At 53.0% G+C, this 25167-nt stretch carries 22 protein-coding genes and 2 tRNA genes; 8 read left to right on the top strand and 16 right to left on the bottom strand.

The window, feature by feature from the left end:
* The first annotated feature begins 6 nt into the window (after positions 1-6).
* Positions 7-330 carry an HI1450 family dsDNA-mimic protein gene (locus HFD95_RS00220; RefSeq protein WP_003853921.1) on the top strand — a complete coding sequence of 108 codons (324 nt, stop codon included), beginning with the start codon at positions 7-9 and terminating at the stop codon, positions 328-330.
* A gap of 48 nt (positions 331-378) precedes the next feature.
* Here HFD95_RS00220 and oppF read toward each other — a convergent pair whose 3' ends face one another.
* The 7 genes from oppF to HFD95_RS00185 all read right to left on the bottom strand — a co-directional run bounded on the left by oppF (position 379) and on the right by HFD95_RS00185 (position 8990).
* Positions 379-1380 (bottom strand): murein tripeptide/oligopeptide ABC transporter ATP binding protein OppF, encoded by a 1002-nt coding sequence (gene oppF, locus HFD95_RS00215; RefSeq protein WP_010244389.1) that lies wholly within the window; start codon positions 1378-1380, stop codon positions 379-381.
* The gene (locus HFD95_RS00210; RefSeq protein WP_010244386.1) at positions 1377-2390 is read right to left on the bottom strand and encodes an ABC transporter ATP-binding protein; all 1014 of its coding nucleotides are present in this window, start codon (positions 2388-2390) and stop codon (positions 1377-1379) included. The genes oppF and HFD95_RS00210 overlap by 4 nt, the downstream gene beginning before the upstream one ends.
* Positions 2391-2401: 11 nt before the next feature.
* Positions 2402-3310 (bottom strand): oligopeptide ABC transporter permease OppC, encoded by a 909-nt coding sequence (gene oppC / locus HFD95_RS00205; protein ID WP_010244382.1) that lies wholly within the window; start codon positions 3308-3310, stop codon positions 2402-2404.
* Between the two features lie 14 nt (positions 3311-3324).
* Entirely contained in the window at positions 3325-4245 is a 921-nt protein-coding gene (gene oppB / locus HFD95_RS00200) for an oligopeptide ABC transporter permease OppB (protein WP_010244379.1), read from the bottom strand.
* 92 nt (positions 4246-4337) lie between these two features.
* Positions 4338-5978, bottom strand: a complete 1641-nt coding sequence (gene oppA / locus HFD95_RS00195) for an oligopeptide ABC transporter substrate-binding protein OppA (RefSeq protein ID WP_033757856.1) — start codon at positions 5976-5978, stop codon at positions 4338-4340.
* 156 nt (positions 5979-6134) lie between these two features.
* A complete protein-coding gene (locus HFD95_RS00190; RefSeq protein ID WP_167429687.1) occupies positions 6135-7760 on the bottom strand; it encodes an ABC transporter substrate-binding protein in 1626 nt (541 codons plus the stop codon).
* A gap of 582 nt (positions 7761-8342) precedes the next feature.
* Positions 8343-8990, bottom strand: coding sequence for a YchE family NAAT transporter (locus HFD95_RS00185; protein WP_010244367.1), 648 nt, complete (start codon positions 8988-8990; stop codon positions 8343-8345).
* 459 nt (positions 8991-9449) lie between these two features.
* Between HFD95_RS00185 and adhE the strand changes: the two genes are divergently transcribed.
* A complete protein-coding gene (gene adhE, locus HFD95_RS00180) occupies positions 9450-12137 on the top strand; it encodes a bifunctional acetaldehyde-CoA/alcohol dehydrogenase (protein ID WP_010244364.1) in 2688 nt (895 codons plus the stop codon).
* A gap of 68 nt (positions 12138-12205) precedes the next feature.
* Here the strand turns inward: adhE and tdk are convergent, their stop codons facing one another.
* On the bottom strand, positions 12206-12826 hold the full coding sequence (tdk, locus tag HFD95_RS00175) for a thymidine kinase (RefSeq protein ID WP_010244362.1): 621 nt from the start codon (positions 12824-12826) through the stop codon (positions 12206-12208).
* A 409-nt stretch (positions 12827-13235) separates the two neighbouring features.
* Between tdk and hns the strand changes: the two genes are divergently transcribed.
* Entirely contained in the window at positions 13236-13643 is a 408-nt protein-coding gene (hns, locus tag HFD95_RS00170) for a histone-like nucleoid-structuring protein H-NS (protein ID WP_010244359.1), read from the top strand.
* An 85-nt stretch (positions 13644-13728) separates the two neighbouring features.
* Here hns and HFD95_RS00165 read toward each other — a convergent pair whose 3' ends face one another.
* The 5 genes from HFD95_RS00165 to rssA form a co-directional block, all read right to left on the bottom strand.
* Positions 13729-14736 carry an NAD-dependent epimerase gene (locus tag HFD95_RS00165; protein WP_010244357.1) on the bottom strand — a complete coding sequence of 336 codons (1008 nt, stop codon included), beginning with the start codon at positions 14734-14736 and terminating at the stop codon, positions 13729-13731.
* Positions 14737-14750: 14 nt separating this feature from the next.
* Entirely contained in the window at positions 14751-16091 is a 1341-nt protein-coding gene (locus HFD95_RS00160; protein WP_003852248.1) for a UDP-glucose/GDP-mannose dehydrogenase family protein, read from the bottom strand.
* Positions 16092-16113: 22 nt separating this feature from the next.
* Positions 16114-17022, bottom strand: coding sequence for a UTP--glucose-1-phosphate uridylyltransferase GalU (gene galU / locus HFD95_RS00155; protein ID WP_008925296.1), 909 nt, complete (start codon positions 17020-17022; stop codon positions 16114-16116).
* Between the two features lie 193 nt (positions 17023-17215).
* Complete coding sequence (rssB, locus tag HFD95_RS00150; RefSeq protein ID WP_010244345.1) at positions 17216-18232, bottom strand: two-component system response regulator RssB; 1017 nt, start codon at positions 18230-18232, stop codon at positions 17216-17218.
* Positions 18233-18331: 99 nt separating this feature from the next.
* The gene (rssA, locus tag HFD95_RS00145; RefSeq protein WP_010670266.1) at positions 18332-19237 is read right to left on the bottom strand and encodes a patatin-like phospholipase RssA; all 906 of its coding nucleotides are present in this window, start codon (positions 19235-19237) and stop codon (positions 18332-18334) included.
* 96 nt (positions 19238-19333) lie between these two features.
* Here rssA and HFD95_RS00140 point away from each other — a divergent pair, with 96 nt between their 5' ends.
* The 5 genes from HFD95_RS00140 to xthA all read left to right on the top strand — a co-directional run bounded on the left by HFD95_RS00140 (position 19334) and on the right by xthA (position 22012).
* Positions 19334-19789 (top strand): YchJ family protein, encoded by a 456-nt coding sequence (locus HFD95_RS00140; protein ID WP_029519106.1) that lies wholly within the window; start codon positions 19334-19336, stop codon positions 19787-19789.
* A gap of 56 nt (positions 19790-19845) precedes the next feature.
* Positions 19846-20694, top strand: a complete 849-nt coding sequence (gene purU, locus HFD95_RS00135) for a formyltetrahydrofolate deformylase (protein ID WP_003852258.1) — start codon at positions 19846-19848, stop codon at positions 20692-20694.
* Positions 20695-20838: 144 nt separating this feature from the next.
* A tRNA-Tyr gene (locus tag HFD95_RS00130) sits at positions 20839-20923 on the top strand.
* A 38-nt stretch (positions 20924-20961) separates the two neighbouring features.
* Positions 20962-21046 (top strand) — tRNA-Tyr (locus HFD95_RS00125).
* Positions 21047-21205: 159 nt separating this feature from the next.
* Positions 21206-22012: an exodeoxyribonuclease III gene (gene xthA / locus HFD95_RS00120; protein WP_167429686.1), complete on the top strand. Its 807-nt coding sequence runs from the start codon at positions 21206-21208 to the stop codon at positions 22010-22012.
* A gap of 33 nt (positions 22013-22045) precedes the next feature.
* Here xthA and HFD95_RS00115 read toward each other — a convergent pair whose 3' ends face one another.
* From HFD95_RS00115 to HFD95_RS00105, 3 genes are all read right to left on the bottom strand, one after another.
* Positions 22046-22357: a DUF1496 domain-containing protein gene (locus HFD95_RS00115; protein WP_062757776.1), complete on the bottom strand. Its 312-nt coding sequence runs from the start codon at positions 22355-22357 to the stop codon at positions 22046-22048.
* On the bottom strand, positions 22354-24270 hold the full coding sequence (locus HFD95_RS00110) for a DNA topoisomerase III (protein WP_010260636.1): 1917 nt from the start codon (positions 24268-24270) through the stop codon (positions 22354-22356). The genes HFD95_RS00115 and HFD95_RS00110 overlap by 4 nt, the downstream gene beginning before the upstream one ends.
* Before the next feature lie 197 nt (positions 24271-24467).
* Positions 24468-25019 (bottom strand): NAD(P)H nitroreductase, encoded by a 552-nt coding sequence (locus tag HFD95_RS00105; protein ID WP_031592757.1) that lies wholly within the window; start codon positions 25017-25019, stop codon positions 24468-24470.
* Positions 25020-25167 lie beyond the last annotated feature (148 nt).

The raw sequence follows: 25167 nt of genomic DNA, 5'->3' as shown, positions 1-25167 counted from the left end.
CAGACTATGGATTTAAATAATCGCCTTACCGAAGATGAAACGCTGGAACAAGCCTACGATATTTTTCTCGAACTGGCAGTCGACAATCTTGATCCGGCAGACGTCATTCTCTTCAATCTGCAGTTCGAAGAGCGCGGTGGCGCAGAGCTGTTCGATCCCTCTGAAGACTGGAAAGATCATGTCGATTTCGATCTGAACCCGGACTTCTTCGCCGAGGTGGTGATTGGGCTGGGTGAAGCGGACGGTGAACCGATCACCGACGTCTTTGCTCGCGTGCTGCTGTGCCGCGAGAAAGACCACAAACTCTGTCATATCCTGTGGCGTGAGTAAGCGTCAGATTTGATAAGAAAACGCCGGGCGATTGCCCGGCGTTTTGCATTATAGCGGGTCGACTTTCAGACAGGAGACCGCGTGATTGAAGCTGCCTTCCAGCAGCGGCCGGGTTTTCGCACACTCCGGACCGGCAATCGGACAACGGGTGCGGAACACGCAGCCTGATGGCGGATTGATCGGCGACGGCAGCTCCCCTTCCAGCAGCTGAATCTGCTTGTTCTTCTCCTTGTCCGGATCGGGAATCGGCACCGCGGACATCAGCGCACGGGTATAAGGATGCTGAGGATTGCTGTAGACCTCTTTGTAGGTACCCAGCTCCACCGCATGCCCCAGATACATTACCAGCACCCGGTCAGAGATATGTTTCACCACCGCCAGATCGTGCGCAATGAAGATCAGCGATAAGCCCATTTCACGCTGCAGCTGCTGCAGCAGGTTAACCACCTGGGCCTGAATTGAGACGTCCAGTGCGGAGACCGGCTCATCACAGATAATCAGCTTTGGCTCCAGAATCAGCGCGCGGGCGATACCGATACGCTGACACTGACCGCCCGAGAACTCGTGCGGATAGCGGTTAATCAGGTTAGGCAGCAGCCCCACCTTCATCATCATATTTTTAACGCGGTCTTTCACTTCCTGACGCGCCATTTTTGGATGATAGGTACGCAGTGGCTCTGCGATAATATCGCCGATGGTCATACGCGGGTTCAGCGACGCCAGCGGATCCTGGAATATCATCTGGATATCGCTTCGCGCCTTGCGCCACTCCTCTTCACTTTGCCCCAGCAGATCACGGCCTAACCAGGCGACCCGACCTTCGGTCGCCTTCACCAGCCCGATAATGGCGCGCGCCAGGGTCGATTTACCACAGCCAGACTCGCCTACCACGCCCAGGGTTTCCCCCTCATACAGACGCAGGCTGACCCCATCGACTGCTTTCAGGGTTTTTGATGGCTGCCAGAACCACTGCCTGCCATCTTTGATGTCGAAATGCACCTTGAGGTCGGCGATTTCCAGCAACACTCTTTTTTCAGCTACGGTGCTCATACTAACTCCTCCACCGGCTTAAAGCAGGCGCGCAGACGGCCTTCGCCAAAGGGTTCCAGCGGTGGTGCCTGGGTGCAGATATCCATAGCGTGCGGACAACGCGGCTGGAACGGGCAGCCCTGCGGCAGACGCAGCAGGTTGGGTGGATTACCCGGAATCGTCGTCAGACTTTCCCCTTCCGCATCCAGACGCGGCACCGCATTAAGCAGACCAATCGAGTAAGGATGTGACGGCTGATAAAAGACATCGCGGGCACGGCCATACTCCATGGTGCGTCCGGCATACATCACCAGCACTTTGTCGCAGATCCCCGCCACCACACCCAGATCGTGGGTGATCATGATAATGGCGGTGTTGAACTCGCGCTTGAGGTCGTTGAGCAGCGTCATAATCTGCGCCTGGACGGTAACATCCAGCGCAGTGGTCGGCTCGTCGGCAATCAGCAGTTTGGGACGACACAGCAGCGCCATGGCGATCATGACGCGCTGACGCATACCGCCGGAGAACTCATGCGGATACATCTTCATCCGCTTGCGCGCTTCCGGCATTTTCACCGCATCCAGCATTCTCACCGACTCTTCAAACGCCTGCGCGTTGTTCATCCCTTTATGCAGCTTAAGCACTTCCATCAGCTGCTCGCCCACCCGCATATAGGGGTTCAGCGAGGTCATCGGGTCCTGGAAAATCATCGCAATCTGTTCGGCGCGCAGTTTATTGAGCTTGTTCTCGGGCAGATTCAGGATCTCTTTGCCATTGAACATCGCCGAACCGCCAATGCGGCCATTTTTCGCCAGCAGCCCCATCAGGGCAAAGGCGGTTTGTGATTTGCCGGAACCGGACTCACCGACAATGCCCAGCGTCTCACCGGCGCGCAGCGAGAAGTTCAGGTCGTTAACGGCGGTAACATCACCATCGTGCGTGCCAAAGGTAACGCGTAAATCTTTGACCGTAAGTAGCTGTTCGCTTCCCGCGCGGGCCGCCATTGCTGGCTGGAATTCATGAATAGTCATCGGGAAACTCCTTAACGATCTTTCGGGTCGAGGGCATCACGCAGGCCATCGCCGATAAAGTTGAAACAGAACAGCGTGACTACCAGGAAACCTGCCGGATAGAGCAGCAGCCACGGCGACACTTCCATCGAGTTTGCCCCGTCGCTGAGGAGTGCGCCCCAGCTACTCAGCGGCTCCTGCGTACCCAGGCCCAGGAAGCTCAGGAAGGATTCAAACAGGATCATGCTCGGCACCAGCAGCGAGGCGTAAACCACTACCACGCCCAGCACGTTCGGCACGATATGGCGCACCACGATTTTCCAGGTCGATACCCCGCCCACATGGGCCGCTTCGATAAACTCTTTGCGCTTCAGGCTCAGCGTCTGGCCACGCACAATACGCGCCATATCGAGCCACGAAACCATGCCGATAGCAGCAAAAATCAGCAGGATATTGCGACCAAAAAAGGTCACCAGCAGGATCACGAAGAACATAAACGGGAAGGAGTTAAGGATTTCCAGAATACGCATCATCACCGAGTCTGTTTTGCCGCCGAGATAGCCAGCAATCGAGCCATAGAGCGTCCCGACAATCACCGCGATCAGCGCAGAAGCCACGCCCACCATCAGCGAGATGCGGCCACCGATAGCCACTCGCACCAGCAGGTCACGACCCGAAGAATCAGTGCCGAACCAGTGACCAGAGGTGGTATCGGGCGGCGAGGACATCATGGCCCAGTCGGTATCGTCGTAGGTGAACTGCGCCAGCATCGGCGCAAAGATCACGAACAGGGTGATCAGGAACAGCACCAGCAGGCTGATGGAGGCAGCGCGGTTATGAATAAAACGACGACGCGCGTCCTGCCAGAGACTACGCCCTTCTACTTCCAGCTTCTCACTGAACGCATCAAGAGCTTCGCTGTTTTTCTTACTTAACATCATGGCGAACTCCGCAATCAGTAACGAATTTTGGGATCGATAACGGCATAGAGCACGTCAACAATCGCGTTGAATACGATGGTCAGCAAACCCACCAGAATGGTCAGGCTCATCACCAGTGAGTAGTCACGGTTCAGGGCGCCGTTCACAAACAGCTGACCGATGCCCGGCAGACCGTAGATCGACTCAATCACCATCGACCCGGTGATGATGCCGACAAATGCCGGTCCCATGTAGGAGATCACCGGCAGCAACGCCGGTTTCAGTGCATGACGCATTACAATGCGGCGCAGCGGTAAGCCTTTGGCGCGCGCGGTGCGGATAAAGTTGGAGTGCATCACTTCAATCATCGATCCACGGGTGATACGCGCGATACTGGCGATGTAAGCCAGCGACAGCGCCACCATCGGCAGCAGCATGTAGTTCCACTGCCCGCCGTTCCAGCCGCCGCCCGGCAGCCACTTCAGGGTGATGGCGAACAGCAGAACCAGCAACGGCGCGACCACGAAGCTGGGTATCACCACGCCGGTCATTGCCACCCCCATCACCGCAAAATCCCACAAGCTGTTCTGTTTGAGCGCAGCGATAACTCCGGCCGTGACGCCAAGTACCACCGCCAGCAGAAACGCGGCCAGGCCGAGTTTGGCCGAGACCGGGAACGCATGCGCGACCAGGTAGTTGACCGAATAATCTTTGTATTTAAAGGATGGGCCGAAGTCGCCGTGCGCCAGCTGCACCAGGTAATCGACATACTGCTTACCGATAGGATCGTTGAGGTGATATTTCGCCTCAATGTTGGCCATCACTTCCGGTGCCAGGGTGCGCTCGCCAGTAAACGGGCTGCCGGGTGCCAGTCGCATCATAAAGAAGGAGATGGTAATCAGGACGAACAGCGTCGGGAGCGCTTCAAGCAAGCGACGCAGGATGAATTTTAACATTGCCGTACCTACCAGGCTGTTGCTTCACAACATATAAAAAAAATTAAAAGGCGGCGCCAGACGCGCCGCCACTGCTGATAGCCTGAATGCTATTAGTGTTTGATGATGTAGAAGTTTTTATCGAGCGTTTTATCCAGTGGATCTTTACCGGTATAACCGCCGACATAAGGTTTCACCAGACGGGTGTTCACGTAGTAGTAAACCGGGACGATGGTGCTGTCTTTATCCATGATCTGCTCGGCCTGCTGATAGTCAGCTGCACGGGCTTTAGCATCCGGGGCCTTAATCGCGTCGCGAATCACTTTGTCAAACGCATCGCTCTTATAGTGCGAGGTGTTACTGCTGCTGTTGGACAGCATGGTGTTCAGGAAGGAAGTCGGTTCATTGTAGTCCGCACACCATGCCGCACGGGAAACATCGTAGTTACCCTGATGACGGGTATCCAGGAAGGTTTTCCACTCCTGGTTTTCCAGCTTGATGTTCACGCCGATATTTTTCTTCCAGATCGACGAGGCGGCAATTGCCAGCTTCTTGTGCAGATCGGAGGTGTTATAGAGCAGGTTAAAGGTCAGCGGTTTGTCGGCGGTGTAGCCCGCTTCGGCCAGCAGCTTTTTCGCCTCGGCATTACGCTTGTCCTGTGACCATTTGAACCAGTCTGGCGGCAGAATGTCCATGCCGTCGGTCGCTGGTGGCGTGTAGCTATAGGCAGGTTTCTGGCCCTGCGCCAGCACTTTATTCACCATGATGTCACGATCCAGACCCAGCTTCAGGGCAGCGCGCACGCGCGGATCGGTGAATGGCGCTTTCTGGTTGTTGATTTCGTAGTAATAGGTGCAGAGATATGGATCGACGTGCAGCTCTTTACCGTTGTCACGCTGCAGCTTTTTAAACAGCTCAATCGGCAGGTTGTTATAGGTCATGTCGCTGCCGTTCTCGGAGAAGTAGCGGTTAACGTCACTGACTTCTGAACTGATCGGCAGGAAGGTGACTTTGTTCAGCACCGTATGCTCATTGTCCCAGTAGTTCGGGTTACGCACCAGGGTGATACGTTCGTTAATCACGTGCGCTTCAAGCTTAAAGGCACCGTTGCCGACCCAGTTCTGCGGCTGCGTCCACTGATCGCCAAATTTCTCAATCGCCGGTTTGTAAACCGGTGACATGACGGAGTTAATCAGCAGCTTATCAAAATAGGGAACCGGCTCACTCAGGGTGACTTCCAGCGTGTGATCATCAATGGCTTTGACGCCCAGATCGGTAATGGGCTTTTTACCGGCAATGATGTCATCGACGTTCAGGATATGACCATATTGCGGATAGCTGGCGTAAGGTGACGCGGTTTTAGGATCGACCAGACGCTCCCAGCTGTAGACGAAGTCCTGCGCGGTGACCGGCTCGCCATTGGACCATTTGGCATTTTTGCGCAGGTGGAAAGTCCACACTTTGAAATCTTTATTTTCATAACTTTCCGCTACGGCCGGGATCGGTTTACCGTTGCTGTCATTGACCAGCAGACCTTCGTAAAGATCACGCGCCACGTTATCTTCCGGCACACCTTCAATTTTGTGCGGATCGAGCGACTGCACTTCATCGCCATTGCCGCGAACCAGCTCCTGTTTTGCGGCCAGCTCAACGCCCGCAGGCACCGTTGCTGCGAAAGCCGCATTCCCTGCCAGCGCACTCACTGCGGCGAAAACGCCCGCTGCAATCAGGCTTTTTTTCGTGATGTTGTTCATTATTACACTCCAGTTTTATTATCGTCACCGTGGCGATGCTCTGCCACGGCGTCCCCCGTCTGCGGGCTCCCTGGCCTGTTACCAGGGAGATTGACCCCAAAAAAAGGTCTGTTTGCTGATGCGCTTTCCGACTGTCTCGCCGAACGGGCGATCAGATCAGTGTTTTTTGATGAAATAGTACTTCAGGTCTGTCATGTCCTGCGGGTCTTTGCCCGTGAAGCCGCCAACCCAGGGCTTCACCAGGCGCACACTTACGCGGTAGTAAACTGGCACAATTGGTGAGTCTTTGTCGAGTTGTGTTTCAGCCTGCTGATACAGGCTGGCGCGCTGCGCCTCGCTGCCCGCCGTCAGCGTCTCCGCCATCAGACGATCAAAGGTCGCGCTGCTGTAAAACGCGGTGTTGATCGAGGCGTTGCTGATCAGCATGTTCAGGAAGGTTGAGGGTTCATTGTAGTCAGCACACCAGGTGGCGCGCACCACGTCATACTGCGCCTGATTACGGGTCTCCAGCATGGTTTTCCACTCCTGATTCTGCAGCGTCACCTTAGCACCCAGGTTTTTCTGCCACATCGACGCGGCCGCAATCGCCTGCCGTTTGTTCTGATCGGAAGTGTTGTAGAGCAGCGTAAAGGTCAGCGGATGGGCAGCATCAAAGCCGGCCTCTGTCAGCAGCTTCTTCGCGGCTTCATTACGCTGCGCCTGCGTCCAGGTGAACCAGGCAGGTGGCGTGAGTTTGATACCGGCGGTAAAAGGCGGCGTCAGGCTATAAGCCGGAATCTGCCCCTGGGCCATGATCTTATTGGCAATGACCTCGCGATCGAGGGTCATCTTCAGCGCGGCACGCACCCGCGCATCGGTAAACGGCGGCTTTTTGTTATTAATCTCGTAGTAGAAGGTGCAGAGCAGCGGGCTGACCTTCACTTCATCGCCCAGCTCTTTGCGCAGCTTGCCAAACATCTCTGGTGGCACCGCACTGTTGGTAATATCCGTGCCGCCGCTGCGGTAGCGATTAATATCGCTGTTTTCAGAGGCGATCGGCAGGAAGGTCCCCTGTTCAATCACGGTGTGCGCATTATCCCAGTAGCGAGGATTGCGCTTCACGACAATTTTTTCATTCACTACCCAGTCGCTTAGCGTGTAGGCGCCGTTGCCGATGTAGTGACCCGGGCGGGTCCAGGCTTCGCCCCACTGCTTAATGGCTGGCTCATAAACCGGTTTCATCGCCGTATGCGCTAACATCGCCACCAGGTAAGGAACAGGTTCACTCAGGGTAATTTGCAGCCGATGGGCATCCAGCGCCTTCACGCCCAGCTGATCGGGTGACGCTTTACCGGTAAGGATGGCATCGATATTGGCAAAATGGGCGGCCTGCAGATAGCTGGAGTAAGGCGACGCGGTTTTCGGGTCCACCAGACGGCGCCAGCTGTAGACGAAATCAGCGGCGGTAACCGGCTCACCGTTGCTCCACTTCGCATCCTCCCGCAGATTAAAAATCCAGACGGTGGGTTGCGGGTTTTCCCAGCTTTTAGCGACGCCAGGAACGACCTGCCCGCTGTTATCGGTATTGACCAGGCCGTCCAGCAGGTTGTGAATAATATTGGATTCCGGCACGCCTTCGGTTTTATGCGGATCCAGCGAGGAGACTTCACTGCCGTTATTGATCACAATCTGTTGCTGCGCGGCCAGTGTTGTACCCGGCGGCACCGTGGCGGCATAGGCCGGCGAAAAAGCCATTAACAAAACGACTGCGAGTGTTGACCGCTGCTGCTGCAAATTCTTCATCCCAATCATGCGAAACGCCAACCTTAAATTAAGTATCCCGACAGGCTTAAGCAAAAAGCGTTCTCACTTTGGGCTTTCGGAGAAAAAATTTTACGTTGGGCCAAAAATTATCAGAAGCCGCGAAGGCGCGCCAAAGCAAAATAGCTAAAATGTTAACTAATTCTCTTTTATCATGAGAAGTCAGGCAGCGGAAGTGTTAATTTTCGTCCTGAAAATATCATATCGATATGAAAAATAGACTATTTAGCTGGAAACCCCTCTTAAGAGCGGAAAGCAGCGACAAACAGCCTCTTTTTTGGCACTTATATTGGGGAATCTGGCTTCAGCGTGATGAAATTTAAGATAGCGTGATTATTCTGGCAGTTTGTGAGGCTTACACGAAAATAGAGAGCAGAATATCGTGTGAAAATAGTGACATTATTTTGCAGAAAAAAGTCTGTGAGCCAGCGCGCAGTAATGAAATTTATAATTGCCTGATTCTGTTAAGCACAACGAATAATTGCATCGTAATGGTGCATAAAATGCCCCTACTGCACCATTACGGATCATTATTTCACTTCACTCTCTGAAATAAGTAGGCGTTTAATTGAGTAAGCCGGGAAAAATGGACTTCATGCCGGTGACAACAAATTCGATGCCCAGTGCCATCAGTAACAGACCCATAATACGCGTAATGACGTTGATACCGGTCTGGCCAAGAATACGCACCATTAACGGCGCGGCCCGAAAGAGTAACCAGCAGCAGAATGCAAAAATGGCAATCGCCAGGGTGAACCCCAGCAGATTTATCCAGCTGTGGTAGCGGGTGCTCCAGACAATGGTCGAGCTGATAGCACCCGGCCCCGCCATCAGAGGCAACGCCAGCGGCACAACCCCCACACTTTCACGAATCGCCGTTTCTGACTTCTCCTGCTTATTCTGCTTATCTTCGCCCAGCTTGCCGCTGATCATCGACATCGCAATGGTAACGACCAGGATCCCACCCGCGATGCGGAAGGAGTCAATCGAGATGCCAAACACATGCAGAATCGCATCACCAAGGAACAGTGACGTCCAGAGAATAATAGCAACCGCCAGATTGGCAGTGAGGTTGGTTTTGTTACGCTCAGCCACCCCCTGATAACGGGTCATGCTGATGAAGACCGGAATAATTCCCACCGGATTGACCAGCGCAAAGAGCCCGACAAAAAATTTTATATAGCCTGATAAATCTAACAGCGCAGGGTTCACGACTTTACTCCGTACCACAGGGGGGAAAACGCGCCTAATGTATGTGAAAACAGGCACGGACGCCAGATGCTGACTCAGCTATTTATACTGTTGAATGACGGCGCATCCAGCGCGTTACCCCAGAGATTAAAAAGTGACTGGATTTAGCCGCTACCAGGCAGATGACGTGAAGAGGTAACCAATTTGATAAACAAAGGGCGTAAAGGGGAGCTGAAAGGTGTCAGCTTGCGGTTAAATTGATCTGCATCAAAATTGCCCTACCCCAAACCAGGTAATCTTTTCGCAACGGAAGTATTAGCGGCAGCGAAGAAAATCTCACTGACTGCAACAGAAGACTAGTTCAGTAAACAGTTGAAAATCCGGGCGTTTTGACCCAGTCCAACGCCTTATGGCAACGTGACTATACTCAGGGCGCAGGATTGTTTACTAAAAAAGTTTAACTTCCTTCAGGAGAACACCATGGCCGTAACCAATGTCGCCGAACTTAATGCACTGGTTGAACGTGTAAAAAAAGCCCAGCGTGAATATGCCAACTTTTCTCAACAACAGGTCGACGCCATCTTCCGTGCCGCCGCCCTCGCCGCCGCAGACGCCCGAATCCCGCTTGCCAAGATGGCCGTTGCCGAATCAGGTATGGGCATCGTCGAAGACAAAGTGATCAAAAACCATTTTGCTTCAGAATATATCTACAACGCTTATAAAGATGAAAAAACCTGTGGTGTGTTAGCCACGGATGATACTTTCGGCACCATTACCATTGCCGAACCTATTGGCCTGATTTGCGGTATCGTCCCGACGACCAACCCCACTTCAACCGCCATCTTCAAAGCATTAATCAGCCTTAAAACCCGTAACGGCATCATTTTCTCTCCCCATCCACGCGCCAAAGATGCAACAAACAAAGCGGCAGACATTGTATTGCAGGCGGCGGTGGCTGCCGGTGCGCCAAAAGATATTATCGGCTGGATCGACGCACCTTCCGTTGAGCTGTCAAATCAACTGATGCATCACCCTGACATCAACCTGATTCTCGCCACTGGCGGTCCGGGCATGGTGAAAGCGGCTTACAGCTCCGGTAAACCTGCGATTGGTGTCGGTGCGGGTAATACGCCGGTCGTGATTGATGAAACCGCCGATCTGAAACGTGCGGTTGCGTCGATTCTGATGTCGAAAACCTTTGATAACGGGGTTATCTGCGCCTCTGAACAATCGGTGATTGTGGTCGATTCAGTCTATGACGCGGTGCGTGAACGTTTCGCCAGCCACGGCGGTTATATGCTGCAGGGTGCCGAACTGAGTGCGGTGCAGAATATTATTCTGAAAAACGGCGGCCTGAATGCGGCTATCGTAGGCCAGCCAGCGTTCAAAATTGCGGAGATGGCCGGTATCAGCGTGCCACCGAGCACTAAGATTCTGATTGGCGAAGTGAAGCTGGTGGATGAGTCTGAGCCGTTCGCCCATGAAAAACTCTCACCAACCCTTGCGATGTATCGGGCGAAAGATTTCCAGGATGCGGTCGCGAAAGCAGAAAAACTGGTCGCCATGGGCGGTATCGGCCACACCTCCTGTCTCTATACCGATCAGGACAACCAGACCGAACGCGTTCACTACTTCGGCGACAAAATGAAAACCGCGCGTATTCTGATCAACACCCCCGCCTCGCAGGGTGGTATCGGCGACCTCTACAACTTTAAACTGGCGCCGTCTCTGACGCTGGGTTGTGGTTCGTGGGGCGGAAACTCTATTTCAGAGAACGTCGGTCCAAAACATCTGATCAATACCAAAACTGTCGCCAAGCGAGCTGAGAATATGTTGTGGCATAAACTTCCAAAATCCATCTACTTCCGTCGGGGTTCACTGCCAATTGCGCTGGAAGAAGTGGCAACGGATGGCGCGAAACGTGCCTTTATCGTCACTGACCGCTTCCTGTTCAATAACGGCTATGCCGACCAGGTGACCCGCGTGCTGAAATCACACGGCATTGAAACGGAAGTGTTCTTCGAAGTTGAAGCTGACCCGACGCTGAGCATCGTGCGTAAAGGTGCTGAGCAGATGAACAGCTTCAAACCGGATGTCATCATCGCGCTGGGCGGTGGCTCACCGATGGATGCCGCGAAAATCATGTGGGTGATGTACGAACATCCGGAAACTCACTTCGAGGAGCTGGCGTTACGTTTCATGGATATCCGTAAACGTATCTACAAGTTCCCGAAAATGGGTGTCAAAGCGCGCATGATTGCCATCACCACCACGTCCGGTACCGGTTCTGAAGTCACGCCGTTTGCTGTAGTGACCGATGATGCGACGGGTCAGAAATATCCGCTCGCTGACTACGCACTGACGCCTGATATGGCGATTGTCGATGCCAACCTGGTGATGGATATGCCGCGTTCACTCTGCGCCTTCGGCGGTCTGGATGCCGTGACCCACGCGCTGGAAGCTTATGTTTCAGTACTGGCGAATGAATACTCTGACGGACAGGCGCTGCAGGCGCTGAAACTGCTGAAAGAGAATCTGCCAGCCAGCTATGCCGAAGGCGCCAAAAATCCGGTGGCGCGTGAGCGCGTACACAATGCCGCCACTATCGCCGGTATTGCGTTTGCCAACGCCTTCCTCGGGGTTTGTCACTCAATGGCGCATAAGCTGGGTTCAGAGTTCCATATCCCACACGGCCTGGCCAACGCCCTGTTAATCTCTAACGTTATTCGCTACAACGCGAATGACAACCCGACTAAACAGACCGCTTTCAGCCAGTACGATCGCCCTCAGGCGCGCCGTCGCTACGCCGAGATTGCTGACCATCTGGGTCTGAGCGCACCAGGCGACCGCACCGCGCAGAAAATTGAGAAGCTGCTCGCCTGGCTGGATGAGATTAAAACTGAACTTGGTATTCCAACCTCTATCCGTGAGGCGGGTGTGCAGGAAGCGGACTTCCTGGCGAAAGTCGATAAACTGGCCGATGATGCGTTTGATGACCAGTGTACCGGCGCTAACCCACGTTATCCGCTGATTGCTGAACTGAAACAGATTATGCTTGATACCTACTACGGTCGTGAATTTGTCGAACCGTTCTCAAGCGTAGCCGAAGCCATTGCTGAGCAGCCGGTAAAAGGTATTAAGCTTGAGAAGAAAGCCAAAAAAGTCTGATAGTGCCGTTCTGACTGTCTGATAAAAAAACCCGCCCCGGCGGGTTTTTTATTGCCTGAACAATAGGGTTAATTCAGCGGAGTCTGAGCGCCATGGATTGCCTGCAACGATCCCTGCTCTATCGCCTGTTTATAATGCTTGCGGCAGACTGAGATATAACGTTCGTTACCGCCAATCACCACCTGCTCACCCTCACTGAAAGGTTTGCCCTCGCTATCCAGTCGCAGAACCATACTGGCCTTGCGCCCACAGTGACAAATAGTTTTGAGTTCAACCAGCTTATCTGCCCACGCCAGCAGATACTGACTGCCAACAAACAGTTCACCGCGAAAATCCGTTCGCAGACCATAACAGAGCACCGGAATATCAAGGTCGTCTACGACATCTGACAGCGCTTTAACCTGCTCACGGGTCAGGAACTGACTCTCATCAACCAGCACGCAGTGGACAGGCTGAACGGCATGTTCAGCAGCGATGTCGCTGTAGAGTGATGTCTCTGCGTTGTATAGCAACGCCGGTGACGATAGTCCGATACGGGAACTCACCTGCCCGGCACCAAAGCGATTATCGATTTCAGCGGTGTAAACCAGTGAACGCATGCCGCGCTCATGATAGTTATATGAGGATTGTAGCAGTGCGGTTGATTTCCCTGCATTCATGGCAGAGTAATAGAAATAGAGTTGAGCCATCGGCGCGTATCTTCATCAGGACTGAATGGAATGGCGCGCATATTACCACAAAGCGGCGGCAATACGTTGCGGTTGATGAGTGAATAAAGTGTAACGGCTGGCCGTTTATTCCTCTGCATGCCGTTTCCAGCGCCTGTTATGTGCAGTGCCGAACGGGATAAGTTTTGCTTATTTTACCCGCAAAAAAATCAATGACATTTTTGTTGCTGACCTGAATACATTAAATTTATTTGATATCTGACTAAAGGAAAATATTTTTATTCTGCACAACTGTGCAATTTTCTGGTGAAAATTATTTTTAGTCACCTGGGTAATTAGTGATATACATATTTTTATGATTGCAGTTATTTTATGTCGCCACTACTATTAGCGGGCAACACAACTTTTCCCTTATTCAGAGACCAGGACAATGAGCGAAGCACTAAAAGTTCTTAATAATATCCGTACGCTGCGCGCCCAGGCCAGAGAGTATTCCGTTGAAATACTGGAAGAGATGCTGGAAAAGCTGGACGTAGTAGTAAAAGAGCGCCGCGAAGAAGAGTCTCATTTTCAGGCAGAAAATGAAGAACGCACGCGTAAACTTAATCAGTATCGTGAAATGCTACTGGCTGATGGTATTGACCCGAATGAACTGATTAACACGCTGACCGACACACGGACTGCGGCAAAAGGTAAACGCTCAGTACGTCCTGCTAAATATGGTTACACCGATGAAAAAGGCGAGTCCAGAACCTGGACCGGTCAGGGCCGCACACCGGCCGTGATTAAAAAAGCGCTGGAAGAACAGGGTAAAAAGCTGGACGATTTTTTACTGTAAAAACCGCAGTGTGACTGCCTTCCTGGCAGCCTGATGCGCAATAAAAAAGGAAGCCGGAGCTTCCTTTTTTCTTTTAATCAGATACTCAGACGCGGTAAAAGTCGCGGTACCAGTCCACAAAGTTTTTAACGCCCTCTTCGACCCCGGTCTGCGGTTTGAATCCAATTGCCTTAAACAAGGCTTCGGTATCCGCACTTGTTTCCAGTACATCTCCAGGCTGCATTGGCATCAGATTTTTCTTCGCAGTAATGCCCAGGGCTTTTTCAATCGCTTCGATATAGTTCATCAACGTGACAGGCTGACTGTTTCCAATATTATAAACACGATAAGGTGCTGAACTGGTTGCCGGCGATCCGGTTTCAACCGTCCAGTTGTCGTCCTGTTGTGGAATAACATCCTGCAGACGAACAATGGCTTCAGCAATATCGTCAATATAGGTAAAGTCGCGTTTCATCTGGCCCTGGTTATAAACGTCAATCGCTTCACCGGCAATCATTGCGCGGGTGAATTTGAATAACGCCATATCCGGGCGGCCCCACGGGCCATAGACCGTAAAGAAGCGCAATCCAGTGGTCGGCAACTGATAGAGATGCGAGTAAGTGTGTGACATTAACTCGTTGGCTTTTTTGGTCGCTGCATATAAAGAAACCGGATGATCAACGCTATCTTCGGTTGAGAACGGCATCTTGCGATTCAGACCATAGACTGAACTGGATGAGGCGTAGAGCAGATGTTCAATTTTATGATGACGGCAACCTTCAAGGATATTGAGGTGACCCGTCAGATTGGAGTCTGCGTAGGCATGAGGATTTTCAATGGAATATCGGACACCAGCCTGAGCGCCAAGATGGATAACGCGCTGGAATTTTTGCTGATCGAACAGTGACGCCATTGCGTCACGGTCCGCCAGGTCCATCTCAATAAAAGTAAAACCAGGATCGGCCTTAATTAAATTGAGACGGGCATGCTTGAGATTTACGTCGTAATAATCATTCAGGTTGTCGATACCGACAACCTGGTGACCGGCGGCCAGCAGACGCTGGCTGACATGAAAACCAATAAAACCTGCGGCGCCGGTGACCAGAAAGTTCATAAATCCCTCGTTAATTATGCAGTTTGAATAGACGCTCCGCGGCCGATTGCATAATAAACGAAACCGCGTTTGCTGATACGCTCTGGATCATACAGGTTACGACCATCAAAAATCACGGCTTCTTTCAGTGCATTTTTGATGATGTCGAAGTCAGGTGCACGGAAGTTTTGCCACTCCGTACAGATGACCAGACCGTCAGCGCCCTGCAGTGCGGCTTCTTTGGTACCCATCAGCTTAAGATCGCTGCGGTGACCGTAGATACGCTGTGCTTCATCCATCGCTTCAGGGTCAAACGCCTGAACAGATGCGCCAGCTTCCCACAGCGTTTCCATCAGCACACGGCTGGAGGCTTCACGCATGTCGTCAGTGTTCGGCTTAAATGACAGGCCCCAGAGCGCAAACGTTTTACCTTTCAGATCGTCACCAAAATGACGTTTGATAAAGGTTGGCAGTTTGTTTTTCTGGTTGTCATTCACATCTTCCACGGCCTGCAACAGACGTGGCTGATAGCCAATTGACTCAGCGGTACGGATTAACGCCTGCACATCTTTCGGGAAGCAGGAGCCGCCGTAACCACAGCCAGGATAGATAAAGTGGTAGCCAATGCGAGGGTCGGAACCGATGCCCTGGCGTACTTTTTCAATATCCGCGCCTAAACGTTCAGCCAGGTTAGACATCTCATTCATAAAGCTGATTTTGGTGGCCAGCATGCAGTTTGCTGCATACTTGGTCAGCTCTGCGCTGCGGATATCCATCATGATCATACGATCGTGGTTACGGTTAAACGGCTCATAGAGCTCGCGTAACAGTTCTACCACGTCGTCGTTGTCAGTACCGACAACGATACGTTCTGGACGCATACAGTCATTAACTGCAGCACCTTCTTTGAGGAATTCCGGGTTAGATACCACATCAAAGGTGATGTTGGCGTCACGCGCTTTCAGCGCTTCCGTCATTACCGCACGAACTTTGTCTGCTGTGCCAACCGGAACGGTTGATTTGTCGATAACCACTTTGTGATCGTTCATATGCTGCGCAATGGTGCGCGCTACGGCGGTCACATATTTCAGATCGGCAGAGCCGTCTTCATCTGGTGGAGTACCAACTGCAATAAACTGCATAACACCATGGTTTACGCCCAGCTCAGCATCAGTGCTGAACTTCAGACGACCCGCTTCGTAATTGGACATTACCAGCGGCGTTAAACCTGGTTCGAAAATAGGAATGATGCCTTTTTTCAGATTTTCGACTTTGTTTTCGTCGACATCAATGCAGAGAACGTCATGTCCGACTTCGGCTAACACCGCAGCCTGAACCAGACCGACATAGCCGATACCAAATACAGTGACTTTCATCGAGTTATCCTGTGTTTATGAATTACTTTTTGTTGCCAACTGCGCCATCGAGCCATTCAGAAAAATCTTTGCCCAATACCGGATGACGAACACCGTACTCAACGAAAGCCTGCATGTAGCCCAGTTTGTTACCACAGTCATGGCTGACGCCTTTCAGGTGATATGCTTCAACTGTCTCTTTTTCCATCAGCATTGCAATGGAGTCAGTCAGCTGAACTTCGCCGCCTGCACCTGGAGGCGTTTTAGCCAGCAGTGGCCAGATCTCTGAAGAGAGAACATAACGACCTACAACGGCCAGGTTTGATGGGGATTCTGACGCTTTAGGCTTCTCAACCACACCGACCATTGGTGCGCTGTCGCCTGGGTTCAGTTCTGCGCCCTGGCAATCGACAACACCGTATGCAGTCACATCGGCAACCGGCTCAACCATGATCTGGCTGCGGCCAGACTCTTCATAACGGCTCAGCATCTCTGCCAGGTTATCTTTGGTTGGGTTAGATTCATATTCGTCGATGATGACGTCTGGCAGGATAACCGCAAACGGCTCATCACCGATCAGTGGGTGTGCACACATTACAGCGTGACCCAGACCTTTAGCGATGCCCTGACGAACCTGCATGATGGTGACGTGTGGCGGGCAGATTGACTGGATTTCATCCAGCAGCTGACGCTTAACGCGTTTTTCCAGCATTGATTCCAGTTCGAAGCTGGTATCAAAGTGGTTTTCGATGGCATTTTTTGATGAATGCGTTACCAGCACAATTTCGTTGATGCCAGCAGCGATACACTCGTTAACGACATACTGGATTAACGGCTTATCAACCAGCGGTAACATTTCTTTAGGAATCGCTTTGGTAGCCGGGAGCATACGCGTACCCAAACCCGCTACCGGGATTACCGCTTTTTTTACTTTGGTATTATTGGCAGACATTAAGATACCTCTCTTATAGGCCGTTCAAGTTAATACTTGATATGTCGGTTTAAAATCGGAAATGAGTATATCAGTTAGTATCGAACGGATTTATCCTGGAAGGCACCAAACCGTCGAAATTAAGACTATTACCCAACTGTAAAGCTAAACTCTGGCCCTGTCCTCAGCGCCAGAATTCCTCTGTTTTTACGGCTTATTCTTCCGTCGATAGCATCAGCCGAATGCGCCCGCCCGCGCCCCAGACGTGGCATTGCCAGTTTTCTGCGCGCTGACTGATCTGGTTAAGATGGGTGCTGCCCATAGTGCCAAGGGGGACACCATTGCTGAGCTGAATCTGATGGGCATGAACATGGAGTGTGGCGTTCAATCCGGCCGAAACCAGAATTAAGTTTTTTAATCCGCGATGATAGTACCCAACCAGTAACGGGAACTGGCCGCTCAGGTTCGCCTGGCGCAGTAACAGATTGACCTGTCTGAGCAGCCCATTAAGTTCCGGCAGACGCTGTTTCTGCCCGGTCAGTTGCTCCTGCAGCAGGCCATTGAACAGCGCCCGCAGCAGCAACGCTGCCAGCACGCCATTATCACCGGCACGGGTCACGTCCAGACAGTAGAACGCCAGATCTTTGTCGGAGAGCGCCGCGATATCAAGCACCAGCCCAGGCTGCTCAGCCATCGTCAGCTGACGATAGTTAACCCGGCAGTTGGCAATAGTCTGCTGCACCGGTGGCTGGAGTTGCTTGAGCAGCTTTGCAGCCGCTTTAGGATCACGAACCAGCGCATCCCAGTCCTGGAACAGTTGTTCATCCTCTTCCACTTTCGAAGTGAACATAGAGGGATAGAGACATTCATAGACCGCTTCACGGAAGCGCTCAAAGTTTTTAAGTGGTTTAAGCAGCACATCCTGCACCCCAAGACGCAATACATGCGCAATATCCGACATGTTCTCGGTAGCTGAGATGATTAAAATCGGCACGATGTTGCCGCGGGTACGAATGTGCTCAACGAACTGGATGCCGCTCATGCGGGGCATTTCCAGATCGCAGATAATCAGGTCGACAGTATGCTGTTGTAGTTGTGCAATTGCTTCCAGACCATCTTCCGCTTGTAACGTCACAGCACCCATCGATAACAAAAATTGGTCCAGCAACGAACGGAAAACAGCCTCATCTTCGACAATGAGTATCTTTTTGCCGAGTAGTGGTTTTTCCATTCTTTCCCCCTGCGTACCAGATATTTCAATAGTGGTTCATAAAACGCAGTTGCGCCTTTAAGAATTGGCTGAAGTCACCGCTTTGAATGAACAACCTGATTATCTGCCACGGACCAGTGGTAATAGTTCATCCATTTTCTTCTCTACGGCGGCCTTGCCTGCTTCAATGGCTTCCTCAGCACGATGAAAGTCCAGCGTCGAAATTTGCGGACAGACCGGCTGAATCAAAACATCGGGCGGATCGCCTGCCATGCGATTCCGCTTCAGGCGATTTTCCAGCACCTGGATAGAGGTGGACATAATCTCCATCGCGCCAGGTGACTGAGACCCACGGCGCTGGCTGAAATTCACCAGACGCTGACGCAGCTTCCCACCCCAACTCAATGCCGCTGCGGCGGCTTCTTCTTCGCTATTCTGTGGTGTCACGGAAAAGAGATCCTGCTGCATTAAATGCGCGTCATGCTGCAAGTCAACGGCGATAACAATGTCTGCCCCCAGGGCACGGGTAAGTGAAATCGGCACCGGGTTGACTACGGCACCATCCACCAGCCAATACCCATTGTAGCCCACCGGCGGTAATAAACCTGGCATACTGCATGAAGCGCGTACTGCCTGATGCAGATCGCCCTCTGTCAGCCAGAGTTCACGACCGGTACTGAGGTTAGTCGCCACCACGCCAAAGGGTTTATGACAGTGCTCTATCGTGTCATTGGGGATCAGCTGACGAACATGGCTAAAGACCCGCTCACCGCGCAGCAGTCCGCCACGCTGCCAGGAGACATCCATCAGGCGAATAACATCCCAGTAGCGAAATGCACTGACCCATTTTTCCATCAGCGGCAGGCGGTTATTCACATAGGCAGATCCGACTAATGCCCCGACAGAGCAGCCCGCAACGACGTCGATCTCAATACCTGCACGCTCCAGCGCGTTGATCACGCCGATATGCGCCCATCCTTTGGCCGCTCCAGAACCCAGAGCCAATCCAATTTTTACCTTTCTCATTTCTGTCTGGTCCTGCCGTCAATACGTAGCATCACAACACGGGGTCAGCTAACATAGCGCGCTTGTAAAATCGACCCATCATTCCCGGGAGATAATGTGTCAGAAACCTGCCCATGTTGTAGCGGAGAGCAGTATAGCGTATGTTGCGAGCCCTTTCTTCAGGGTAACCAGATTCCTGTTACAGCTGAACAACTTATGCGATCCCGTTATTGCGCTTATGTGCAGCATAATGCGGACTATCTGGTTGCGACCTGGCATCCTGAGAAGCGTCATCCGGCGCTGTCAGGGCTTTTATCTGAAAGTTTTCCAGGAACCGACTGGCTCAGCCTGAATGTAACCCGTTGTAATCATGGAAGCCATGAGAACGAAGCTTTCGTTACCTTTTTTGCGCGATACCGCGAGAAAACCAACATTCAGGCCATTCATGAATGTTCACGCTTTCTTCGCGAGGATCAACGCTGGTACTATGTTGACGGTACAGCACCGCCCGTGGGGCGTAACGATCGCTGCCCGTGTGGCAGTGAAAAAAAATACAAAAAATGTTGTGGTTAAGCTGACGGCTACCCCAGCGGTTTTACCCCTAATGCTTTGACAGGACTCTGATTGAGATGCAAGCGCAAACCATGCAAAGAAAAGTTTTACGAACCATTTGTCCCGATGCAAAAGGTCTGATCGCCAAAATCACCAATATTTGTTACAAGCACGAACTTAATATCGTGCAGAACAATGAGTTTGTTGATCATCGCACCGGGCGTTTTTTCATGCGTACCGAACTGGAAGGGATCTTCAACGACAACACCCTGCTCGCAGACCTCGACAGCGCCCTGCCCCAGGGTTCAGTCCGGGAACTGCACAGCGCCGGTCGTCGCCGCGTGGTGATTCTGGTCACTAAAGAGGCGCATTGTCTGGGCGATCTGTTAATGAAGAGCGCGTTTGGCGGCCTGGATATGGAAATTGCGGCGGTAGTGGGTAACCACGACACCCTGCGTTCGCTGGTTGAGCGTTTTGACATTCCGTTTGTGCTGGTGAGCCATGAGGGACTGACGCGGGAAGAGCACGATAACCGCATGGTGGAAGAGATTGACCGCTATCAGCCCGATTACGTGGTGCTGGCGAAATATATGCGCGTCCTGACGCCCGCCTTTGTGCAGCGTTATCCGAACCAGATTATCAATATTCACCACTCCTTCCTGCCCGCCTTTATCGGCGCCCGTCCCTATCATCAGGCTTATGAACGTGGCGTGAAGATCATCGGTGCCACCGCGCACTATGTGAACGACAATCTCGATGAAGGCCCAATCATCATGCAGGATGTGATAAACGTTGATCACAGCTACACCGCCGATGAGATGATGCGCGCCGGTCGCGACGTAGAAAAGAATGTCCTGAGCAACGCACTGTATAAAGTGCTGGGGCAGCGCGTGTTCGTTTACGGCAACCGCACGATTATTCTTTAATCAGCCAGTGCGCTGAATTGTCTGCAGATTCAGCGCTACGCGTAAAAAGTGGGCAAACAGTTGCGGTTTTGCCAGTGGGCGCTTTACACCCTTATCGCATTTGGTATGATGCGCCCCGCTTTAAGAGAGAAAGATTCAGGCCATGGTGGGATTCCCGAGCGGCCAAAGGGAGCAGACTGTAAATCTGCCGTCACAGACTTCGAAGGTTCGAATCCTTCTCCCACCACCATCTGAATCTGAATCATCTTAAGCCACATCACTATCCCAGGTGGGATTCCCGAGCGGCCAAAGGGAGCAGACTGTAAATCTGCCGTCACAGACTTCGAAGGTTCGAATCCTTCTCCCACCACCATCTCGCATGTTGCACACCATCCCCAAAATAATACCTAAGCTTCCTGTTCGCCCCCACATTCCTGCCCGCTTTCACACAATCTCAGCCTGTTCCGCCATGACTTTTTCAGCAAAAATCGCTACCATCTCCGCCTGACATTTCTGAACAACGGTCGATCTCATGAAATTTGTTTCATTTAACATCAATGGGTTGCGTGCCCGCCCGCATCAGCTTCAGTCACTTGTCGAACAGCATCAGCCCGATGTTATCGGTCTGCAGGAAACCAAGGTCCATGACGACATGTTCCCGCTGGAAGAGGTGTCAAAGCTCGGCTATCACGTCTTCTATCATGGACAGAAAGGTCACTACGGCGTTGCCCTGTTAACCAAAGCTGAGCCAGTGTCAGTGAGCCGGGGTTTCCCGGGTGATGACGAAGAATCCCAGCGCCGCCTGATCATCGCGGAACTTCCCAGCCCGATTGGCGACATCACGGTAATTAACGGCTATTTTCCGCAGGGCGAGAGCCGCGACCATCCCACCAAGTTTCCGGCTAAAGAGAAATTCTATCGCGATCTGCAACGTCTGCTGACCGAAGATCTGCCTGCTGATAAGCCGGTTCTGATTATGGGCGACATGAATATCAGCAGCACCGATCGGGATATTGGTATTGGTGAGGAGAGTCGCAAGCGCTGGCTGCGCACCGGCAAATGCTCCTTCCTGCCGGAAGAGCGCGAGTGGATGGACCGCCTGCTGGGCTGGGGACTGGTTGATACCTGGCGTGAGCACAATCCGGAGGTGGCGGATCGCTTCTCCTGGTTCGATTACCGTTCGAAAGGGTTTGATGATAATCGCGGGTTACGCATCGATCTGGTGCTGGCGAGCAAAACCCTGGCGTCGCACTGCGTTGAGACCGGCATTGATTATGAGATCCGGGGCATGGAAAAACCGTCTGACCACGCCCCCATCTGGTCAACCTTCCGCTTTTAACTGACGGTCGCGTGGCAGAGCGCCACGCGACGGCTATTTCACTATTTTCCAGATCAGGTTATTGGTGCCGATGGAGTGTTCATCACGGGCACATTGCAGCAACACCCCCTCTGATTTCACCACCGCGCCTTCCGTGTAGTTACGGTTCTCAAAGATACAGCAGCGGAGACAGTCTGGCTGACGTCTCTCTGCCTGTGTCCATGCTTCGGGTGGCATATCCACCACGACATCGGTGTTGCCACCGTTGCTGCCCTGCTGTGGCATCGACTGATAACGACTGTTGGCCTGCGCCACGCTGGTCGCCAGCGACAGGGCCACGAGCAGTAATACTGAATAACGCCTCATTCCGTCTCCTTCACTTTACGCCTGGTTTTGCGCACCGGACGTTTCTGTCCGGTGGACGGTAATCCCCGAAATGCATGCGCCGCAGGCTGCTGTCGCGCCTGCTGGATCAGACCGGTTAAGGTCTGCACCAGCGGCTGCATGAATTCATCATAGCGGCAGGCCTTTTCGCTGATACGCGTCAGTGTCGATTCCCACTGCGCCGTCATATCCGGGCGTGCTGCCAGATCGGGCAGGGAGTGAATCAGGGCGCGTCCGGCATCCGTAGAATTGATATAGCGGCCCTTCTTCACCAGGAAGCCACGACGAAACAGTAATTCGATAATGCCGGCGCGTGTGGCTTCCGTTCCTAAACCATCGGTCGCACGCAGCACTTTCTTTAATTCTTTGTCCTGAACGAAACGGGCAATGCCGGTCATTGCAGAAAGAATGGTGGCATCGGTAAACGGGCGTGGCGGCTGGGTTTGCTTCGCCAGCACCTCTCCGCGCTCACACAGCAGCTCATCCCCTTTCGCTACCACCGGCAACGGCATGCCGTCGTTCTCTTCATCCCGCTCTTTGTTGCCCAGCAGCGCACGCCAGCCCGCTTCCGCCAGGAAGCGCGCTTTCGCCACGAATTTTCCACCGGCAATATCGAGATCGATGACACATTTGCGGAATACCGCATCCGGGCAGAACTGCATCAGATACTGGCGCGCTACCAGTTCATAGATATGCTGCTCGTTTTCACTGAGCTTCACCGCGCTGGCACGGGCCGTTGGAATAATGGCGTGGTGGGCATCCACTTTTTTATCATCCCAGCAGCGATTTCTGCGATCGGCATCGAAATCTGCCGGTGGGGTCAGCTGTGACTGATGCGCCTGTATCGCCTTTAACACCGCATGACGACCGGCAAAATGCTCTTCAGGCAGATAGCGGCTGTCCGAACGGGGATAGGTAATCAGTTTATGGGTTTCATAAAGCCGCTGGCAGGTATCCAGCACCGTCTGCGCACTCAGCCCGTAACGTTTAGCGGCCTCGATCTGCAGGCTGGATAAGGAAAAGGGCAGCGGCGCCACCTCATTTTCGCGCTTATCGCTGTAAGCGGTGACGATCGCCGGCTGGCCCGTGATACGCGCCACCACATGCTCGGCCAGTGCGCGTTTGAGCAGGCGGCCCTCTTCATCCTGCCACGGTTCACAGGCTTCACTGGGGATCCAGCTGGCGATAAATCGGGCGCCGTCAGGCGTAAGGATGTGCGCTTTCACTTCGAAGTAATCTTTCGGCACGAAGTTCTCGATCTCTTCATCGCGCCGGACCACCAGCCCAAGCACCGGCGTCTGCACCCGGCCCACCGACAGTACGCCATCATAGCCTGCATTGCGTCCCAGCAGCGTCCAGGCGCGGGTCATGTTAATGCCATAGAGCCAGTCCGCCCGGGCGCGGGCCAGCGCCGAGACGCACAACGGAATAAACTCGCGATTTTCACGCAGGCGGTTCACTGCCCGATCCACCGCCTGAGGATTGAGGTCGTTAATCAGACAGCGCTGCACCTTGCTGCGTTTTTCAGCCGGCAGGTTCAGGTAGTCGAGCACCTCATCCACCAGCAACTGCCCTTCCCGATCCGGGTCACCGGCGTGCACCACTTCATTCGCCTGCGCCAGCAAGCCCTCAACCACTTTCAGCTGCTTAGCGACCGAGGGACGCGGCTTTAGCTGCCATTTTTCCGGAATGATAGGTAAATCCGCCAGCGACCAGCGCGCATAACGGCTGTCATAACTGTCGGGTTGCGCCTGCTCCAGAAGATGGCCTACACACCAGGTGACGATCTGATCGTTGCCGCAGGCAATGAATCCATCACCGCGTCGATGCGGTTTCGGCAGCACATCTGCGATAGCACGCCCCAGGCTCGGTTTTTCCGCAATAAACAAACGCATTGAATCAGGTAATCCTTAACATCAGAGGGAACGCAGTGATAACCGGTTGTCCGCTGTCGGTTTGAATACTGGGTCTATGTTAGCCTGGCAGGCCCGCTGGCGTAAGTGTGATGCGCGGCGTTAGCGATCGTTCGCACAGGAACCGTGCAAAAAGCAGGGCTGAAATGCACCCTGCCGGAACCGGACAAGCATTGTAGTCAGAAGTAACGGACGAAAGGCGCCGTGTCAGGTGGGAGCACCGTGGTGCTGGATTTCAGTTGCGGGGTGCCCAGATAGAGAAAGCCGACGATGGCATCCTGTTCGCGGCAGCCAAACCCCTGGCGTACCTGCTCGTCATCGGTCCAGGGACCACTGCGCCAGATACCGTTGTAACCCTGAGCGACGGCCGCCATCTGCATGGCCATCACTGCACAGCTTGCCGAGGCGATCTGCTCCCAGCGCGGCACTTTGTGGTGCTCTTCACAATGTGCCACCACCGTAATGATCATCGGTGCGCGAAACGGTGACTGGCTCGCTTTGTTAATCGCCTTTTCATCCAGCTGTTTATCGCGTGCTGCCTGCTCCAGCAGCTGGCTCAGACGGTCGCGCCCCTCATTTTCCACAATGATAAAGCGCCAGGGTTGCAGCGTGCCGTGATCCGGGGCGCGCATGCCAGCCCGCAGGATATTTTCCAGTGCGTCACCCGCAGGTGCCGGCTCAGTCAGGCGTGAGGCCGAACGTCGGTTGACCAGTAATTCCAGTGCGTCCATGTTTCTCTCCCGATCTCTGTAATGTTGCAGTTATCCTGGCACAGGCAGATTTTTTGTAACAGTGCGCAGTGATTTCCTGCTGACTTTTAACACGCCGCTCTTTAGGATGAGCTCGTCGGGGAAGTCTGGTCCGCGCGGCGGCCACTTC

This window comes from Pantoea sp. EKM10T, from assembly GCF_011800685.1.
Taxonomy (GTDB): domain Bacteria; phylum Pseudomonadota; class Gammaproteobacteria; order Enterobacterales; family Enterobacteriaceae; genus Pantoea; species Pantoea agglomerans.
This window is presented reverse-complemented; position numbering and strand designations above follow the sequence as displayed.

Coding starts and splice junctions, on each gene's coding strand:
- purU (WP_003852258.1), top strand. CDS start 19,846: ATGCAAGCGCAAACCATGCAAAGAAAAGTTTTACGAACCATTTGTCCC.
- oppA (WP_033757856.1), bottom strand. CDS start 5,978: ATGAACAACATCACGAAAAAAAGCCTGATTGCAGCGGGCGTTTTCGCC.
- HFD95_RS00115 (WP_062757776.1), bottom strand. CDS start 22,357: ATGAGGCGTTATTCAGTATTACTGCTCGTGGCCCTGTCGCTGGCGACC.
- adhE (WP_010244364.1), top strand. CDS start 9,450: ATGGCCGTAACCAATGTCGCCGAACTTAATGCACTGGTTGAACGTGTA.
- HFD95_RS00105 (WP_031592757.1), bottom strand. CDS start 25,019: ATGGACGCACTGGAATTACTGGTCAACCGACGTTCGGCCTCACGCCTG.
- oppF (WP_010244389.1), bottom strand. CDS start 1,380: ATGAGCACCGTAGCTGAAAAAAGAGTGTTGCTGGAAATCGCCGACCTC.
- oppB (WP_010244379.1), bottom strand. CDS start 4,245: ATGTTAAAATTCATCCTGCGTCGCTTGCTTGAAGCGCTCCCGACGCTG.
- rssB (WP_010244345.1), bottom strand. CDS start 18,232: ATGGAAAAACCACTACTCGGCAAAAAGATACTCATTGTCGAAGATGAG.
- xthA (WP_167429686.1), top strand. CDS start 21,206: ATGAAATTTGTTTCATTTAACATCAATGGGTTGCGTGCCCGCCCGCAT.
- tdk (WP_010244362.1), bottom strand. CDS start 12,826: ATGGCTCAACTCTATTTCTATTACTCTGCCATGAATGCAGGGAAATCA.
- HFD95_RS00190 (WP_167429687.1), bottom strand. CDS start 7,760: ATGAAGAATTTGCAGCAGCAGCGGTCAACACTCGCAGTCGTTTTGTTA.
- oppC (WP_010244382.1), bottom strand. CDS start 3,310: ATGATGTTAAGTAAGAAAAACAGCGAAGCTCTTGATGCGTTCAGTGAG.
- HFD95_RS00210 (WP_010244386.1), bottom strand. CDS start 2,390: ATGACTATTCATGAATTCCAGCCAGCAATGGCGGCCCGCGCGGGAAGC.
- HFD95_RS00165 (WP_010244357.1), bottom strand. CDS start 14,736: ATGAACTTTCTGGTCACCGGCGCCGCAGGTTTTATTGGTTTTCATGTC.
- HFD95_RS00160 (WP_003852248.1), bottom strand. CDS start 16,091: ATGAAAGTCACTGTATTTGGTATCGGCTATGTCGGTCTGGTTCAGGCT.
- rssA (WP_010670266.1), bottom strand. CDS start 19,237: ATGAGAAAGGTAAAAATTGGATTGGCTCTGGGTTCTGGAGCGGCCAAA.
- HFD95_RS00220 (WP_003853921.1), top strand. CDS start 7: ATGGATTTAAATAATCGCCTTACCGAAGATGAAACGCTGGAACAAGCC.
- galU (WP_008925296.1), bottom strand. CDS start 17,022: ATGTCTGCCAATAATACCAAAGTAAAAAAAGCGGTAATCCCGGTAGCG.
- hns (WP_010244359.1), top strand. CDS start 13,236: ATGAGCGAAGCACTAAAAGTTCTTAATAATATCCGTACGCTGCGCGCC.
- HFD95_RS00110 (WP_010260636.1), bottom strand. CDS start 24,270: ATGCGTTTGTTTATTGCGGAAAAACCGAGCCTGGGGCGTGCTATCGCA.